A 14,548-nucleotide genomic window follows, 5' to 3' on the forward strand; every position below is an offset into this window, starting at 1 on the left:
AAAACAGTATTACATGTTTTCGATGATTGCGTCACCAAACTCGCTACATTTCAGCAGTTTAGCGCCATCCATCAGACGTTCAAAGTCATAAGTCACGGTTTTGGCGTTGATGGCGCCGCTCATGCCTTTGACGATCAAATCAGCCGCTTCCGTCCAGCCCATATGACGGAGCATCATTTCAGCAGACAGGATAATGGAACCTGGGTTCACTTTATCCTGGCCTGCATATTTTGGTGCAGTACCGTGGGTGGCTTCAAACAGTGCGCACTCATCACCGATATTTGCCCCTGGGGCAATACCGATACCACCGACCTGTGCGGCCAGAGCATCAGAAATATAATCACCGTTCAGGTTCATACAGGCAATAACATCATACTCAGCCGGGCGCAGCAGGATCTGTTGCAGGAAGGCATCGGCAATCACATCTTTAACGACAATATCTTTGCCGTTATTCGGGTTTTTAATTTTAACCCAAGGGCCACCGTCAATCAGCTCGCCACCAAACTCTTCACGAGCCAACTGGTAACCCCAGTCTTTAAAGGCCCCTTCGGTGAACTTCATGATATTGCCTTTGTGTACCAGCGTCACTGAGTCACGATCGTTGGCAATCGCATATTCAATGGCGGCACGAACCAAACGTTTGGTTCCCTCTTCTGAACAAGGCTTAATACCGATGCCGCAATGTTCCGGGAAGCGAATTTTGGTGACGTTCATTTCGTCACGCAAGAATTTGATCACTTTTTCCGCTTCAGCGCTGTCTGCCTTCCACTCAATTCCTGCATAAATATCTTCTGAGTTTTCACGGAAGATAACCATGTTGGTCAGTTCAGGATGCTTGACTGGGCTTGGGGTGCCATCATAGTAACGAACAGGGCGAAGACAAATGTACAAATCAAGCTGCTGGCGCAGGGCTACGTTCAGGGAGCGAATACCACCACCGACTGGCGTCGTCAGAGGGCCTTTGATAGCCACACGGTAATCACGAATCAGGTCGAGAGTCTCTTCCGGCAACCAAACATCTTCCCCATACAGCTGGGTAGATTTTTCACCGGTGTAGATTTCCATCCAGGAAATTTTCCGCTCGCCTTTGTAGGCTTTTTCAACGGCGGCATCAACAACTTTGATCATCACTGGCGTGACATCTACACCAATACCATCACCTTCAATAAAAGGAATGATGGGGTTGTCAGGGATAGTGAGTTTGCCATCTTGTAGGGTGATCTTTTTACCTTCCGTCGGAACGACTACTTTACTTTCCATTAACCTCTCCTTCGAGCGCTTCTGGTGGCTACTGATTTTATGTTAATCATTTGTAATGTGCGGGCACATACTACTGCAATATCGCGCCCGCGCCAATCGCTGATGATTTCCGCTATAATGCGCCAATCTCTACTTTCTGAAAATACTATGAACAAGACTTCCAGCAAAAATCACAGAACTAAACGATTCAGCTCAAACAGATCGCCGAAAATAAATTATGATAAAGGGCCAAAACGCATCGTAATGTTTAATAAACCTTACGATGTACTGACGCAATTTACTGATGAATCAGGCCGTTTAACGCTCAAAGATTATATCCCGCTGCCGGGTATCTACGCCGCGGGGCGTCTTGATCGTGATAGTGAAGGCCTGCTCATTCTCACCAATGACGGGGCGCTGCAAGCAAGTCTGACGGCGCCAGGTAAACGTACTGGCAAAATCTATCTGGCACAGGTAGAAGGAATACCTGAAGCCTCTGCCATTGAGGCACTGCGTCGGGGAGTTGAGCTTAATGATGGTTTAACCTTGCCTGCCGGGGTTCGGCTGGTTGAAGAACCTGCCTGGTTGTGGCCACGGCATCCCCCGATTCGCGAGCGTAAATCCATTCCCACATCCTGGTTAGAGATAACCTTGTATGAGGGACGTAACCGTCAGGTACGGAGGATGACAGCCCATGTGGGGCTCCCTACCCTGCGTTTAATCCGCTATGCCATGGGGCCTTTCACCCTCGCGGGACTGGCTCCTGGCGACTGGCAAGAGGTTTCACCGCCCACGTTATAAGGAGTGTCCATGTTTAAACCCCATGTTACTGTGGCCTGTGTTGTACAGGCAGAACACAAATTTTTAGTGGTTGAAGAAACCATTAAGGGTCAAGCACTGTGGAATCAGCCAGCCGGGCATCTGGAAGCCGATGAAACCCTTATTCAGGCAGCAAGCCGTGAACTGTGGGAAGAGACCGGGATCGAGGCCGTTCCCCAGGCGTTTTTGGGACTCCACCAGTGGATAGCCCCAGATAAAACGCCATTTTTGCGTTTTTTGTTTGCCATTGATTTAGACAAAACCGTGGCTACTCACCCTCATGACAGCGATATTGACTGCTGCCACTGGGTTACAGCCCAACAAATCCTTGAAGCAAAGAACTTACGTTCATTACTGGTTGCCGAAAGTGTGCGTTGCTACCAAAAAAATGTCCGATATCCACTTTCTGTGCTCAATGCGTTTAACTGGCCATTTACAGAGGGTGTCAAGTAAAAGAGTGCGTGTTAGAATACGTCGCTTGAAATTCAATGTCGTGAGTATGCTATGTCTGATAACAGCCAGAAAAAAGTCATCATCGGTATGTCCGGTGGTGTTGATTCTTCCGTTTCCGCTTATTTGCTCCAGCAACAGGGCTACCAAGTGGAAGGCCTGTTTATGAAAAACTGGGAAGAAGACGATGGTGAAGACTATTGCACCGCCGCTTCAGACCTGGCCGATGCTCAGGCTGTCTGTGATAAACTCGGCATTGAGTTACACACCGTCAATTTTGCGGCTGAATACTGGGATAATGTGTTTGAGCATTTCCTTCAGGAATATAAAGCCGGGCGAACGCCTAACCCTGATATCCTGTGTAATAAAGAGATCAAATTCAAAGCATTCCTGGAATTTGCCGCTGAAGATTTGGGGGCGGATTACATTGCCACAGGTCACTATGTCCGTCGCAGAGACATTGATGGGAAAAGTCAGTTATTGCGTGGCCTGGACAGCAATAAAGATCAGAGCTACTTCCTCTATACACTGAGCCATGAACAAATTGCACAGAGTTTATTCCCGGTTGGCGAGCTGGAAAAGCCTGAAGTCCGTAGAATTGCCGAGCAGTTAGATCTGATAACGGCAAAGAAAAAAGACTCCACGGGGATCTGTTTCATTGGCGAACGTAAGTTTCGCGAATTCCTCGGGCGCTATCTTCCCGCCCAGCCAGGGAAAATAATTACCGTCGATAATGAAATAATCGGCGAGCATCAGGGGCTGATGTACCATACCCTGGGGCAGCGTAAAGGACTGGGTATCGGCGGCACCAAAGAAGGTTCGGAAGATCCCTGGTATGTGGTTGACAAAAATGTTGAAGAAAACCTGCTGGTTGTTGCCCAGGGCCATGACCACCCACGTTTAATGTCAACCGGGCTGATTGCCGGGCAGCTGGATTGGGTCAGCCGTGAACCACTCAGTGCCCCGCTGCTTTGCACAGTAAAAACACGTTATCGTCAGACGGATATTCCCTGCACCGTTACCCCACTTGCTGATGGGCGTGTAGAGGTCCGTTTTGACGAGCCTGTTGCTGCCGTTACACCTGGCCAGTCTGCCGTTTTTTATTGTGCAGAGGTCTGTTTAGGTGGCGGCGTGATTGAAGAACGTATACCCCTCGTTAACTAACGAAACGATACAAGGACAAGGGCCGCGTGGCTAAAAACTACTACGACATCACACTCGCCCTGGCGGGTATTTGCCAGTCTGCCCTTCTGGTGCAGCAGTTCGCGCATCAAGGACAAGCCGATAACGATGCCCTTCGCGTATCACTGAATAGCGTCATAGACCAGGACCCGGGTTCGACTTTAGGTGTTTTTGGCGGTAAAGAAGCGAATCTTAAACTCGGCCTTGAAACCCTGCTCAGTGTGCTCAACGCCAGTAGTCGCCAGGGGTTAAGTGCGGAACTAACGCGTTATACCCTCAGTTTGATGGTGCTTGAGCGTAAGCTCAGTGCCAACAAAGAGGCGATGCATCAGTTGGGTAGTAGTATCCAGGGCCTGCAGCGTCAGCTGGACCATTTTGGTCTTGAGTCCGATCCTTTGCTCAATGCCATGGCGGGGATTTATGTGGATGTCATTAGTCCCCTGGGCCCACGTATCCAGGTGACAGGCGCCCCTGCTGTTCTGCAAAATTCACAGATTCAAAGTAAAGTCCGCGCGACACTGCTGGCCGGTATTCGTGCCGCGGTATTGTGGCATCAAGTCGGTGGTGGACGTTTACAGTTAATGTTTTCTCGTGGTCGCCTGTCTGCACAGGCCAAACAAATTCTTGCTCATTGCTAATCCCCAGGAGTTGTTATGGAATTATCCGCACTGACCGCTGTTTCCCCCGTTGACGGGCGCTATGGCGATAAAGTCAGCGCTCTGCGCGCTATTTTCAGCGAATTCGGTTTACTGAAATTCCGCGTACAGGTCGAAGTACGCTGGTTGCAGAAATTGGCCTCGCAGGCAACCATCACGGAAGTTCCGGTTTTTGACGACGACGCAAACGGTTACCTCGATAAGATTGTGGCTGAATTTAATGAAGCCGATGCTGCACGGATTAAAACTATCGAGCGCACCACTAACCATGACGTCAAAGCGGTGGAATACTTTCTTAAAGAAAAAGTGGCCCATATTCCCGCCCTGCATGCAGTATCAGAATTTATTCACTTTGCGTGTACTTCTGAAGATATTAATAACCTGTCCCATGCTCTGATGCTGGAAACTGCCCGTCAAGAGGTGATCCTGCCTTACTGGCAGCAGTTAATTGACGCCGTTAAAGGGCTGGCAGCGCAGTATCGTGATATTCCTCTGCTCTCCCGGACCCATGGCCAGCCAGCAACGCCTTCAACCCTGGGCAAAGAGATGGCCAATGTGGCCTACCGTCTGGAAAGACAGCGTCGTCAACTGGAAAGAGTGGAAATCCTCGGCAAGATTAACGGTGCGGTTGGCAACTATAACGCGCATATCGCGGCCTACCCCGAAGTGGACTGGCATGCGTTTAGCGAAAGCTTTGTTACCTCTCTGGGAATTCAGTGGAACCCATACACCACCCAGATTGAACCACACGACTATATTGCTGAACTGTTCGACTGCATTGCCCGCTTCAACACCATTGTACTCGATTTTGACCGTGACATCTGGGGCTACATTGCACTGAACCATTTCAAACAAAAAACCATTGCCGGGGAAATTGGTTCTTCCACCATGCCACACAAAGTCAACCCGATTGACTTTGAAAATTCAGAAGGCAATCTCGGTCTCTCGAATGCGTTACTGCAACATCTGGCCAGTAAACTGCCTGTCTCACGCTGGCAGCGTGACTTAACGGATTCGACTGTCCTGCGTAACCTCGGTGTGGGTATTGGCTATGCGCTGATTGCTTATCAGTCAACACTGAAAGGGGTAAGCAAGCTTGAAGTTAACCGTGACAAGCTGCTGGCTGAACTGGACAGCAACTGGGAAGTGCTCGCGGAGCCGATCCAGACTGTCATGCGTCGCTACGGGATAGAAAAGCCTTACGAAAAACTGAAAGAACTGACTCGCGGCAAACGTGTTGATGCCGAAGGCATAAAGCAGTTTATCGACGGGCTTGATCTGCCTGAAGACGAAAAAACTCGCCTGAAAGCGATGACACCGGCGAACTATCTTGGTCGTGCCATCAAAATGGTTGATGAATTGAAGTAATATCATCAACTAAGAGCCCCCGTTTTTCGGGGGTTTCTCGTGATTTATTCGTCGTCAATCTCCTGCTTCCCCAAAATACGCGTTAGACTGTATAAGTTATTTCTTATATGAGGATGAGCTATGCGCGTTTTGGTTGTCGAAGATAATGCTTTGCTCCGTCACCACCTTGCGGTACAGCTGCGCGAGGGAGGCCATCAAGTTGATGCCGCGGAAGATGCCAAAGAGGCAGACTATTTCTTGAATGAGCATACCCCCGATATCGCGATTATCGATTTGGGGCTACCTGATGAAGATGGCATGAGCTTAATTCGTCGCTGGCGCAGCCATAACGTGAGCATTCCCATTATGGTACTCACCGCCCGGGAAGGCTGGCAGGATAAAGTAGAAGTGCTGGGTGCCGGGGCTGATGACTATGTAACCAAACCTTTTCACCTTGAAGAAATCGTTGCCCGTATGCAGGCATTAATGCGTCGTAACAGTGGCCTGGCTTCACAGCTTATTTCACTGCCACCGTTTCAGGTGGATTTGTCCCGTCGGGAATTGTCGATTAATGGCCAGGTTATCAAACTGACTGCATTTGAATACACCATCATGGAAACCATCATTCGTAATGCCGGGAAGGTGGTCAGCAAAGATTCCCTGATGCTACAGCTGTACCCCGATGCTGAACTGCGTGAAAGCCACACTATTGACGTTCTCATGGGGCGTTTGCGTAAAAAAATTCAGGCTGAATATGCCCCCGACGTGATAACTACGGTACGTGGGCAAGGCTATCGGTTTGATATCCCGTCATGAGAACTTTCTTTCGCCTTATATTGCCCCTGTCGCTGCGTATTCGCTTTTTATTAGCGACAGCTGCCGTCGTGATGGTGTTGTCACTGGCCTATGGACTGGTCGCACTGGTGGGTTACAGCGTCAGTTTTGATAAAACGACCTTTCGTTTGCTGCGCGGGGAAAGCAACCTCATTTATACCCTGGCCAACTGGAAAGAGCAGAAACTGGATGTTGCCTTAACCCCCGACTTAAATATGCAAAGTCCGGCCCTGGCTATTATTTATGATTCTAAGGGAAATCTGTTATGGAGCCAGCGCGATGTTCCTTTTATTTTCAACCAGATCCGTAAAGAATGGTTAAATGGTAACGGTTTTTATGAGCTGGAGGCCAATTTTGCCACCAGCAGCGCATTACTGGGAGATGATAAAGACAAAATCAATGAGCTCAAAGTCATGTACGACAACGAAGCGGATGATGACTATGAGGTGACACACTCTGTCGCGGTTAATCATTATCCTGCTACGGATCGCATGCCTGAAGTCAGTATCGTTATGGTGGATACGATACCAATAGAGCTTAAACGCTCCTATATGGTGTGGAGCTGGTTCATTTATGTTCTGTTAGCCAACGTGTTATTAGTTGTGCCTTTGTTATTACTGGCTGCCTGGTGGAGTTTACGCCCAATTGAGGCACTGGCACGAGAAGTCCGGGAACTCGAACAATGTGACCGCGACAGTCTTAATCCGGAAACCGCGCCTGAACTCACTTACCTGGTACAAAATCTTAATCGTCTGTTGCACATTGAGCGCGAACGTTATGATAAATACCGCACAACACTGACAGACCTGACCCACAGTTTAAAAACGCCGCTCGCCGTGCTGCAATCGACACTCAGATCTCTGCGTGGCAACAAAATAAGCCTTGATCAGGCAGAGCCTGAAATGCTGGAGCAGATTAGTCGTATTTCCCAGCAAATTGGCTACTACCTGCATCGTGCCAATATGCGGGGCAACAGCAATTTACTCAGCCGGGAGCTTCACTCAGTTGCACCGTTGCTCGACAGTTTATGTTCAGCTCTTAACAAAGTGTATCAGCGCAAAGGGGTCAGTATTACGCTGGACATCTCTCCGGAAACCATTTTTGTCGGCGAAAAAAATGACTTTATGGAAGTCATGGGAAATGTACTGGATAATGCCTGCAAGTACTGCCTGGAGTTTGTCGAAGTCTCCATACAACATAATGATGACACCTTGCATATGATTGTTGAAGATGACGGCCCCGGCATTCTGGAAAGCCAGCGGGAACGCGTATTCCACCGTGGTCAGCGTGCAGATACCTTACGTCCTGGTCAGGGCATTGGCCTCTCCGTCGTTCGGGATATTCTCGACCAGTATGACGGTAATATCATTATTGGGGTGAGCCCACTCGGGGGAGCCCGTATGGAAATTATTTTTGCCCATCAGCGAATCATCCCGGAAACAGAGTAAAAATATGCGCCCAGATGCATCGTCATCCGTTACAATCCCTGACAGTTCTGTTTCATCCCTCCAAGGTAACCACTATGGACTATCAGCTTGATATAAACTGGCCAGACTTTATCGAACGTTACTGGCAAAAACGTCCGGTGATTCTGAAGCATGCCTTTAAGAATTTTATTGACCCCATTTCACCCGATGAACTGGCTGGTCTGGCAATGGAAAATGAAGTAGACAGTCGTCTCGTCAGTCATAACGAAGGGAAATGGCAAGTGAGCCACGGGCCATTTCAGGCCTATGATCACTTAGGCGAACATGACTGGTCTTTACTGGTTCAGGCTGTTAACCACTGGCATCAGCCTACCAGTGCGCTGATGACCCCTTTTCGGGCATTACCTGACTGGCGCATCGATGATTTAATGATCTCTTTTTCGGTTCCTGGTGGGGGTGTCGGCCCTCATTTTGACCAGTATGACGTCTTTATTATTCAAGGGCTCGGTCGCCGTCGCTGGCGCGTTGGTGAAAAGGCCGTGCTGAAACAGCACTGCCCACACCCGGACTTATTACAGGTGGAGCCCTTCGATGCCATTATTGACGAAGAGATGGAGCCCGGAGATATTCTCTACATCCCACCGGGGTTCCCGCACGAGGGCTATGCACTGGAAAATGCCCTCAACTACTCAGTAGGCTTCAGGGCACCTAGCGGACGAGAGCTGATTAGCGGTTTTGCTGACTATGTCCTGCAACGTGAACTGGGCAGTGTACGTTACAGCGATCCTCAGGTGCCTGCCCGTGAACATCCTGCGGATATCCTGCCAGAAGAGCTGGATAAACTGCGCGACATGATGACAGGCCTGATTAATCAGCCAGAAACATTTAATCATTGGTTTGGTGAATTTATCAGCCAGTCTCGCCATGAGCTGGATATCGCCCCACCCGAACCGCCCTATCAGGCTGATGAAATCGCTGATGCCTTACAGCAAGGGGATATTCTGACACGTGCGGGAGGGCTGCGTGTACTGCGCGTTGCCAATGACGTCTACGTGAACGGTGAAAAACTGGATAGCCCGCATCATCAAGCACTGGAAGCCCTGGCGACTCATCTGGCATTACACGCCGAACACTTTGCTGATGCCCTGGAAGATCCGGCATTCCTTTTGTTACTGACAGCTCTGGTGAATAACGGCTACTGGTATTTCGAAGACTAGTCAGCAAGCGGTAGCCTCATGGGGCTACCGCTATGTCCTCACTGTGCTGTCGTGACTTCGCTGGTCAGCCTGGCTATCTGCACGATGACATTCACGGCCTTTTCCATTCCTTCCAGCGTGATCAGCTCATGTTTACCATGATAGTTGTGTCCCCCGGTAAAAAGATTGGGGCAAGGCAGACCTTTATAGGATAACTGCGCGCCATCCGTCCCGCCCCGCACAGGCTTCAGAATCGGTTCAATTTGACATGCTGTTATCGCCTGACGGGCAATATTCAGGGCATAGGGATGCGCGAGTACTTTTTCACGCATATTATAATATCGGTCCTCGATCACCAACTCGATATAACACATGGGCGGTAATCCTTTACCAACGTTTTCAGCGATTTGGATCATCCTTTTTTTACGTTGCTGAAATTGCTGAGTGTCAAAGTCCCGGATGAGGTAGTGTATTTCTGCCCGTTCTACATTGCCTTTCACACTCTGCAGGTGGTAAAAACCCTGATAGCCTTCAGTGCATTCAGGGGTTTCTTCAGGCGGTAGCTGCGCTTGTATACGAGCCCCCAAGGCCAGTGCATTGACCATAACGCCTTTTGCCGAGCCCGGGTGTACCATGTTGCCGACGATCTCAATTTTCACTTCTGCGGCATTGAAATTCTCAAACTCAAGTTCACCGACCCCACCACCATCCACCGTATAAGCCCAGTCAGCCGCAAACTGCTCCACATCAAAAAATAGCGCTCCCCGGCCAATCTCTTCATCCGGTGTGAAAGCAACCCTAATATCACCATGTGGAATGTTGGCATGTTTAAGCACGGCCAGGGCAGTAATAATTTCAGCAATACCGGCTTTGTCATCCGCACCCAGTAACGTTTTACCGTTGGTCGTGATCAGGGTTTGCCCTATTAACTGGTGCAATACTGGAAACATTACGGGTGACAAAATCTCATCCCCGATACCGAGAGCGATATCGCCACCGCGATAGCCTTCAATGATTTGAGGTTGTACATGCTTGCCACTGAAATCTGGGGCGGTATCCACATGAGCGATAAAACCAACAACCGGTACTTTATGGGAAACGCTGGAGGGCAGCGTTGCCATCAGAATCCCCTTATCGCTTAAATTTATGTCCGTCAAACCCAAATCGGTAAGCTGCTGCTGCAATAATTGCAATAAATCCCATTGACCATGACTACTGGGTGTTTGCTTTGAATTAGCCCGGGACTGCGTATCAAAAGAAATGTATTGCAGAAAGCGATCAAGTAATTGGTCCATTGCTTTCACCTTATGATTAGCGGTTTGGTCATTATTGATAAGCTTGGGATGCTAAGTATTGCGTCATATCATAGTTATGGGGGGTGCAATGAAATCACTTACTCAGATACTCTGTGATATGACCAGAAGTGATCAGCTGATTTCATCGGTCGATTTTACAGGATCAATCATTGGCGACACCCGCGGTTTACCGTAGAATGCCAGCCCTTACTCAGGTGTTAAACCTCAAGGTGGTTAATCACAAACCCCGTATCTGTGTAGAGAGATACGTTATTTATGGGACAGTGCAAAAATTGGATAAACAGCAACGTTCGCTATCGCCGCTTGTTGAGCTCACCGCTTTAACAAAAAAGTTTGATAGCAAAACCGTCATTTCTGACTTCTCACTCACCATCGGCCATGGTGAATTTTTGACACTCCTTGGCCCATCAGGCTGTGGTAAAACCACAGTACTCCGGTTAATTGCCGGCCTGGAAAATGTCGACAGTGGGGTGATAACCCTGGACAGTCAGGATATCACGCATATTCCTGCTGAGAATCGCCATGTCAATACCGTCTTCCAGAGCTACGCCTTGTTTCCTCATATGAGTGTTTTTGAAAACGTCGCATTTGGCCTGCGGATGCAAAAAGCACCCGCCAGTGAAATTCAGCCTCGCGTCACTGAAGCACTAAAAATGGTGCAGCTTGAAGACTTTGCCGAGCGTAAACCTCACCAGCTTTCCGGGGGCCAGCAACAACGCGTGGCGATTGCCCGTGCCGTGGTAAATAAACCCCGCCTGTTACTGCTTGATGAGTCGTTGTCTGCCCTTGACTATAAGCTCCGCAAGCAGATGCAAAACGAGCTCAAAGCATTACAACGTAAACTCGGCATCACTTTTGTATTTGTCACCCATGATCAGGAAGAAGCCCTGACCATGTCTGACCGCATTGTCGTCATGCGTGATGGCAAAATTGAGCAAGATGGCACCCCTCGTGAAATTTACGAAGAGCCAAAAAATCTTTTTGTTGCCAGCTTTATCGGTGAAATCAATATCTTTGATGCACAGGTCATTAATCGCGTGGATGAGCAGCGCGTTCTTGCTCGAGTAGAAGGTCGGGAATGTCATATTTTTGCCAGCCAACCCGTGCAACCGGGGCAACAATTAAAAGTACTGCTACGCCCGGAAGATTTACGTGTTGAAGAGATAAACGATCACCATGACTCCGATGGCCTGATTGGTTATATCCGTGAACGTAACTATAAAGGCATGACGCTGGAGTCCAGTGTTGAGCTGGAGAATGGCAAAATAGTGATGGTGAGTGAGTTCTTCAATGAAGACGATCCCGACTTTGACCACTCATTAAATCAAAAAATGGCCGTGACGTGGGTTGAAAGCTGGGAGGTCGTACTGACAGATGAAGAACTCACCTAAGTTTAAGCATTTCATCATTACGCTGGCGGTGGGCTGGCTGTTGGTATTTGTCTTCTTGCCCAACTTGATGATCATCGGCACCAGTTTCTTAACCCGGGATGATGCAAATTTTGTCAGTATGGTCTTCACCCTGGACAATTACGCCAGGCTGGTGGATCCTCTCTATGCAGAGGTACTGATCCATTCCTTAAACATGGCGCTGATTGCCACCCTCGCCTGCTTGCTTTTGGGTTATCCCTTTGCCTGGTTTCTCGCCAGCCTGCCCTCCCGGATTCGCCCGTTGTTGCTATTTTTATTGATAGTCCCGTTCTGGACCAATTCATTGATTCGAGTCTATGGCCTGAAACTGTTTCTCAGCACTAAAGGTTACCTCAATGAGTTTCTGCTATGGTCCGGGGTGATTGATACACCAATACGTATTATGTATACCCCCAGTGCAGTGATCATTGGTCTCGTCTATATTCTGTTGCCATTTATGGTGATGCCGCTCTATTCCAGCATTGAAAAACTGGATAAACCTTTGCTTGAAGCAGCCCGTGACCTTGGTGCCAGTAAACTACAAACGTTCATGCGCATCGTCATTCCCCTCACAATGCCGGGCATTATCGCGGGCTGCTTACTGGTTATGTTGCCCGCCATGGGGCTATTTTATATTTCAGACTTGATGGGAGGCGCGAAGAACCTGCTCATTGGTAATGTGATTAAAAGCCAGTTCCTTAACATCCGTGACTGGCCCTTCGGTGCTGCGACCAGCATTATGTTAACCCTGGTGATGGGATTAATGTTACTGGTTTACTGGCATACTTCCCGCTTATTGAATAAAAAGGGGGAGACGATATGAGAAGCCGTCTCCTCAGAGCAGGGTTTATGTCCGTTATCTATGCCTTCCTCTACATTCCGATTATTCTGCTGATCATCAATTCGTTTAACCGCTCGCGTTTTGGTATTAACTGGCAAGGTTTTACCACCGACTGGTACGGTTTATTAATGAATAATGACAGCCTGCTACAGTCAGCCCAGCATTCTCTCACCATTGCCATTTTTTCTGCTACGGCGGCAACGGTTATTGGTTCGCTGACAGCGGTAGCGCTTTACCGCTATCATTTTCGTGGAAAACCCTTTGTGGGGGGAATGCTATTTGTGGTGATGATGTCACCCGATATCGTGATGGCGATTTCCCTGCTGGTACTGTTTATGCTGCTGGGTGTTTCCCTGGGATTCTGGTCGCTGTTATTTTCACATATTACCTTCTGCCTGCCCTTTGTGGTGATCACAGTCTATTCCAGGCTTAAGGGGTTTGACGTAAAAATGCTTGAAGCGGCACGTGATTTAGGGGCCAGTGAACTGGTCATCCTGCGCAAAATAATCTTGCCTCTCGCCATGCCGGCAGTGGCTGCTGGCTGGCTACTGAGCTTTACCTTGTCGATGGATGATGTGGTCGTCTCTTCGTTTGTCACTGGCCCGAGCTACGAGATTCTGCCATTAAAAATCTATTCGATGGTGAAAGTCGGTGTGTCACCCGAGGTGAATGCACTGGCCACCATTCTGTTGTTGCTGTCACTGGTAATGGTAATAGCCAGCCAATTGATCCTTCGTGATAAGACTAAAACCCAGGGGACGTTAAAATGAAAAAATGGTCACGCCACCTGCTTACCGCCGGCGCTCTGGCGCTAATGATGGGAAGCGCCCACGCTAACGATAATAAAACACTCTACTTCTATAACTGGACAGAGTATGTCCCTCCGGGTCTGCTGGAACAGTTTACGAAAGAGACCGGGATTAAGGTTATCTATTCGACCTACGAGTCGAATGAAACCATGTATGCCAAACTGAAGACCTACAAAGATGGCGCTTACGACCTGGTCGTACCGTCCACCTACTTTGTTGATAAAATGCGCAAAGAGGGCATGATTCAGAAGATAGACAAAAGCAAGCTGACCCATTTCAATAACCTTGACCCGGCGATGCTGAACAAATCTTTTGACCCTGGCAATGACTATTCCATCCCCTATATTTGGGGAGCTACCGCGATTGGAGTTAACGCCGATGAGGTCGATCCAAAAACCATCACCAGTTGGGCAGATTTTTGGAAGCCGGAATACAAACAGAGCCTGTTATTAACGGACGACGCCCGCGAAGTATTCCAGATGGCATTACGTAAACTGGGGTATTCCGGTAACAGTACGGACCCCAAAGAGATTGAAGCTGCCTATCATGAGTTACAGAAGCTGATGCCTAATGTGGCAGCATTCAACTCAGATAATCCAGCGAACCCCTATATGGAAGGGGAAGTCAATGTTGGCATGGTGTGGAATGGTTCGGCCTATGTGGCTCGTGAAGCAGGAACACCGCTGGAGATCGTCTGGCCAAAAGAAGGGGGGATTTTCTGGATGGATAACCTGTCGATTCCCGCAAATGCCAAAAATGTCGACGGTGCACTGCAACTGATCAATTTCCTGCTGCGCCCGGAAGTTGCCAAACAAGTTGCAGAGACTATTGGCTACCCTACTCCTAACCTTGCCGCACGAAAACTGTTACCCCCTGAGGTATCCGGCGATAAGTCGCTTTACCCTGATGATGCCGTAATCCAGGCAGGAGAATGGCAAAATGATGTCGGTGATGCCAGCGCTATCTATGAGTCCTACTATCAGAAGCTAAAAACAGGCCGTTAATTTAAAGCCCCTCAATCCA

At 48.8% G+C, this 14,548-nt stretch carries 14 protein-coding genes; 12 read left to right on the forward strand and 2 right to left on the reverse strand.

Annotated elements, in window-relative coordinates:
- Positions 1-9 precede the first annotated feature (9 nt).
- A complete protein-coding gene (gene icd / locus JK154_RS04295) occupies positions 10-1,260 on the reverse strand; it encodes an NADP-dependent isocitrate dehydrogenase (protein ID WP_211991256.1) in 1,251 nt (416 codons plus the stop codon).
- Between the two features lie 117 nt (positions 1,261-1,377).
- Here icd and rluE point away from each other — a divergent pair, with 117 nt between their 5' ends.
- From rluE to JK154_RS04335, 8 genes are all read left to right on the forward strand, one after another.
- Positions 1,378-2,040 carry a 23S rRNA pseudouridine(2457) synthase RluE gene (gene rluE / locus JK154_RS04300; protein ID WP_211991257.1) on the forward strand — a complete coding sequence of 221 codons (663 nt, stop codon included), beginning with the start codon at positions 1,378-1,380 and terminating at the stop codon, positions 2,038-2,040.
- Between the two features lie 9 nt (positions 2,041-2,049).
- Positions 2,050-2,511 (forward strand): NUDIX hydrolase, encoded by a 462-nt coding sequence (locus JK154_RS04305; protein ID WP_211991258.1) that lies wholly within the window; start codon positions 2,050-2,052, stop codon positions 2,509-2,511.
- Positions 2,512-2,562: 51 nt separating this feature from the next.
- Positions 2,563-3,672 carry a tRNA 2-thiouridine(34) synthase MnmA gene (gene mnmA, locus JK154_RS04310; protein WP_211991259.1) on the forward strand — a complete coding sequence of 370 codons (1,110 nt, stop codon included), beginning with the start codon at positions 2,563-2,565 and terminating at the stop codon, positions 3,670-3,672.
- A gap of 26 nt (positions 3,673-3,698) precedes the next feature.
- Positions 3,699-4,328, forward strand: a complete 630-nt coding sequence (hflD, locus tag JK154_RS04315) for a high frequency lysogenization protein HflD (RefSeq protein ID WP_211991260.1) — start codon at positions 3,699-3,701, stop codon at positions 4,326-4,328.
- Positions 4,329-4,343: 15 nt separating this feature from the next.
- Positions 4,344-5,714 carry an adenylosuccinate lyase gene (gene purB, locus JK154_RS04320; RefSeq protein WP_211991261.1) on the forward strand — a complete coding sequence of 457 codons (1,371 nt, stop codon included), beginning with the start codon at positions 4,344-4,346 and terminating at the stop codon, positions 5,712-5,714.
- Positions 5,715-5,834: 120 nt separating this feature from the next.
- On the forward strand, positions 5,835-6,509 hold the full coding sequence (phoP, locus tag JK154_RS04325) for a two-component system response regulator PhoP (protein ID WP_211991262.1): 675 nt from the start codon (positions 5,835-5,837) through the stop codon (positions 6,507-6,509).
- Complete coding sequence (gene phoQ / locus JK154_RS04330; protein ID WP_211991263.1) at positions 6,506-7,975, forward strand: two-component system sensor histidine kinase PhoQ; 1,470 nt, start codon at positions 6,506-6,508, stop codon at positions 7,973-7,975. Before phoP ends, phoQ begins: the two co-directional genes overlap by 4 nt.
- Before the next feature lie 74 nt (positions 7,976-8,049).
- Positions 8,050-9,171, forward strand: coding sequence for a cupin domain-containing protein (locus JK154_RS04335; RefSeq protein ID WP_211991264.1), 1,122 nt, complete (start codon positions 8,050-8,052; stop codon positions 9,169-9,171).
- A 38-nt stretch (positions 9,172-9,209) separates the two neighbouring features.
- Here JK154_RS04335 and pepT read toward each other — a convergent pair whose 3' ends face one another.
- Positions 9,210-10,445 carry a peptidase T gene (gene pepT / locus JK154_RS04340; protein ID WP_211991265.1) on the reverse strand — a complete coding sequence of 412 codons (1,236 nt, stop codon included), beginning with the start codon at positions 10,443-10,445 and terminating at the stop codon, positions 9,210-9,212.
- 284 nt (positions 10,446-10,729) lie between these two features.
- Between pepT and potA the strand changes: the two genes are divergently transcribed.
- Genes potA through potD form a run of 4 tightly spaced genes read left to right on the forward strand, consistent with a single transcriptional unit; the run spans position 10,730 to position 14,529 of the window.
- Positions 10,730-11,857, forward strand: a complete 1,128-nt coding sequence (gene potA, locus JK154_RS04345; RefSeq protein WP_349291091.1) for a spermidine/putrescine ABC transporter ATP-binding protein PotA — start codon at positions 10,730-10,732, stop codon at positions 11,855-11,857.
- The gene (potB, locus tag JK154_RS04350; RefSeq protein ID WP_211991266.1) at positions 11,841-12,698 is read left to right on the forward strand and encodes a spermidine/putrescine ABC transporter permease PotB; all 858 of its coding nucleotides are present in this window, start codon (positions 11,841-11,843) and stop codon (positions 12,696-12,698) included. Before potA ends, potB begins: the two co-directional genes overlap by 17 nt.
- Positions 12,695-13,486 carry a spermidine/putrescine ABC transporter permease PotC gene (gene potC, locus JK154_RS04355; RefSeq protein ID WP_211991267.1) on the forward strand — a complete coding sequence of 264 codons (792 nt, stop codon included), beginning with the start codon at positions 12,695-12,697 and terminating at the stop codon, positions 13,484-13,486. The genes potB and potC overlap by 4 nt, the downstream gene beginning before the upstream one ends.
- A complete protein-coding gene (gene potD / locus JK154_RS04360; protein WP_211991268.1) occupies positions 13,483-14,529 on the forward strand; it encodes a spermidine/putrescine ABC transporter substrate-binding protein PotD in 1,047 nt (348 codons plus the stop codon). Before potC ends, potD begins: the two co-directional genes overlap by 4 nt.
- Positions 14,530-14,548: the final 19 nt, after the last annotated feature.

The organism is Citrobacter sp. JGM124 (assembly GCF_018257795.1).
Taxonomy (GTDB): domain Bacteria; phylum Pseudomonadota; class Gammaproteobacteria; order Enterobacterales; family Enterobacteriaceae; genus JGM124.

What these genes read in the sequence shown, in the direction of transcription:
- icd (WP_211991256.1), bottom strand. Translation starts at nt 1,260, where the DNA reads ATGGAAAGTAAAGTAGTCGTTCCGACGGAAGGTAAAAAGATCACCCTA.
- rluE (WP_211991257.1), top strand. Translation starts at nt 1,378, where the DNA reads ATGCGCCAATCTCTACTTTCTGAAAATACTATGAACAAGACTTCCAGC.
- JK154_RS04305 (WP_211991258.1), top strand. Translation starts at nt 2,050, where the DNA reads ATGTTTAAACCCCATGTTACTGTGGCCTGTGTTGTACAGGCAGAACAC.
- mnmA (WP_211991259.1), top strand. Translation starts at nt 2,563, where the DNA reads ATGTCTGATAACAGCCAGAAAAAAGTCATCATCGGTATGTCCGGTGGT.
- purB (WP_211991261.1), top strand. Translation starts at nt 4,344, where the DNA reads ATGGAATTATCCGCACTGACCGCTGTTTCCCCCGTTGACGGGCGCTAT.
- phoP (WP_211991262.1), top strand. Translation starts at nt 5,835, where the DNA reads ATGCGCGTTTTGGTTGTCGAAGATAATGCTTTGCTCCGTCACCACCTT.
- phoQ (WP_211991263.1), top strand. Translation starts at nt 6,506, where the DNA reads ATGAGAACTTTCTTTCGCCTTATATTGCCCCTGTCGCTGCGTATTCGC.
- JK154_RS04335 (WP_211991264.1), top strand. Translation starts at nt 8,050, where the DNA reads ATGGACTATCAGCTTGATATAAACTGGCCAGACTTTATCGAACGTTAC.
- pepT (WP_211991265.1), bottom strand. Translation starts at nt 10,445, where the DNA reads ATGGACCAATTACTTGATCGCTTTCTGCAATACATTTCTTTTGATACG.
- potB (WP_211991266.1), top strand. Translation starts at nt 11,841, where the DNA reads ATGAAGAACTCACCTAAGTTTAAGCATTTCATCATTACGCTGGCGGTG.
- potC (WP_211991267.1), top strand. Translation starts at nt 12,695, where the DNA reads ATGAGAAGCCGTCTCCTCAGAGCAGGGTTTATGTCCGTTATCTATGCC.
- potD (WP_211991268.1), top strand. Translation starts at nt 13,483, where the DNA reads ATGAAAAAATGGTCACGCCACCTGCTTACCGCCGGCGCTCTGGCGCTA.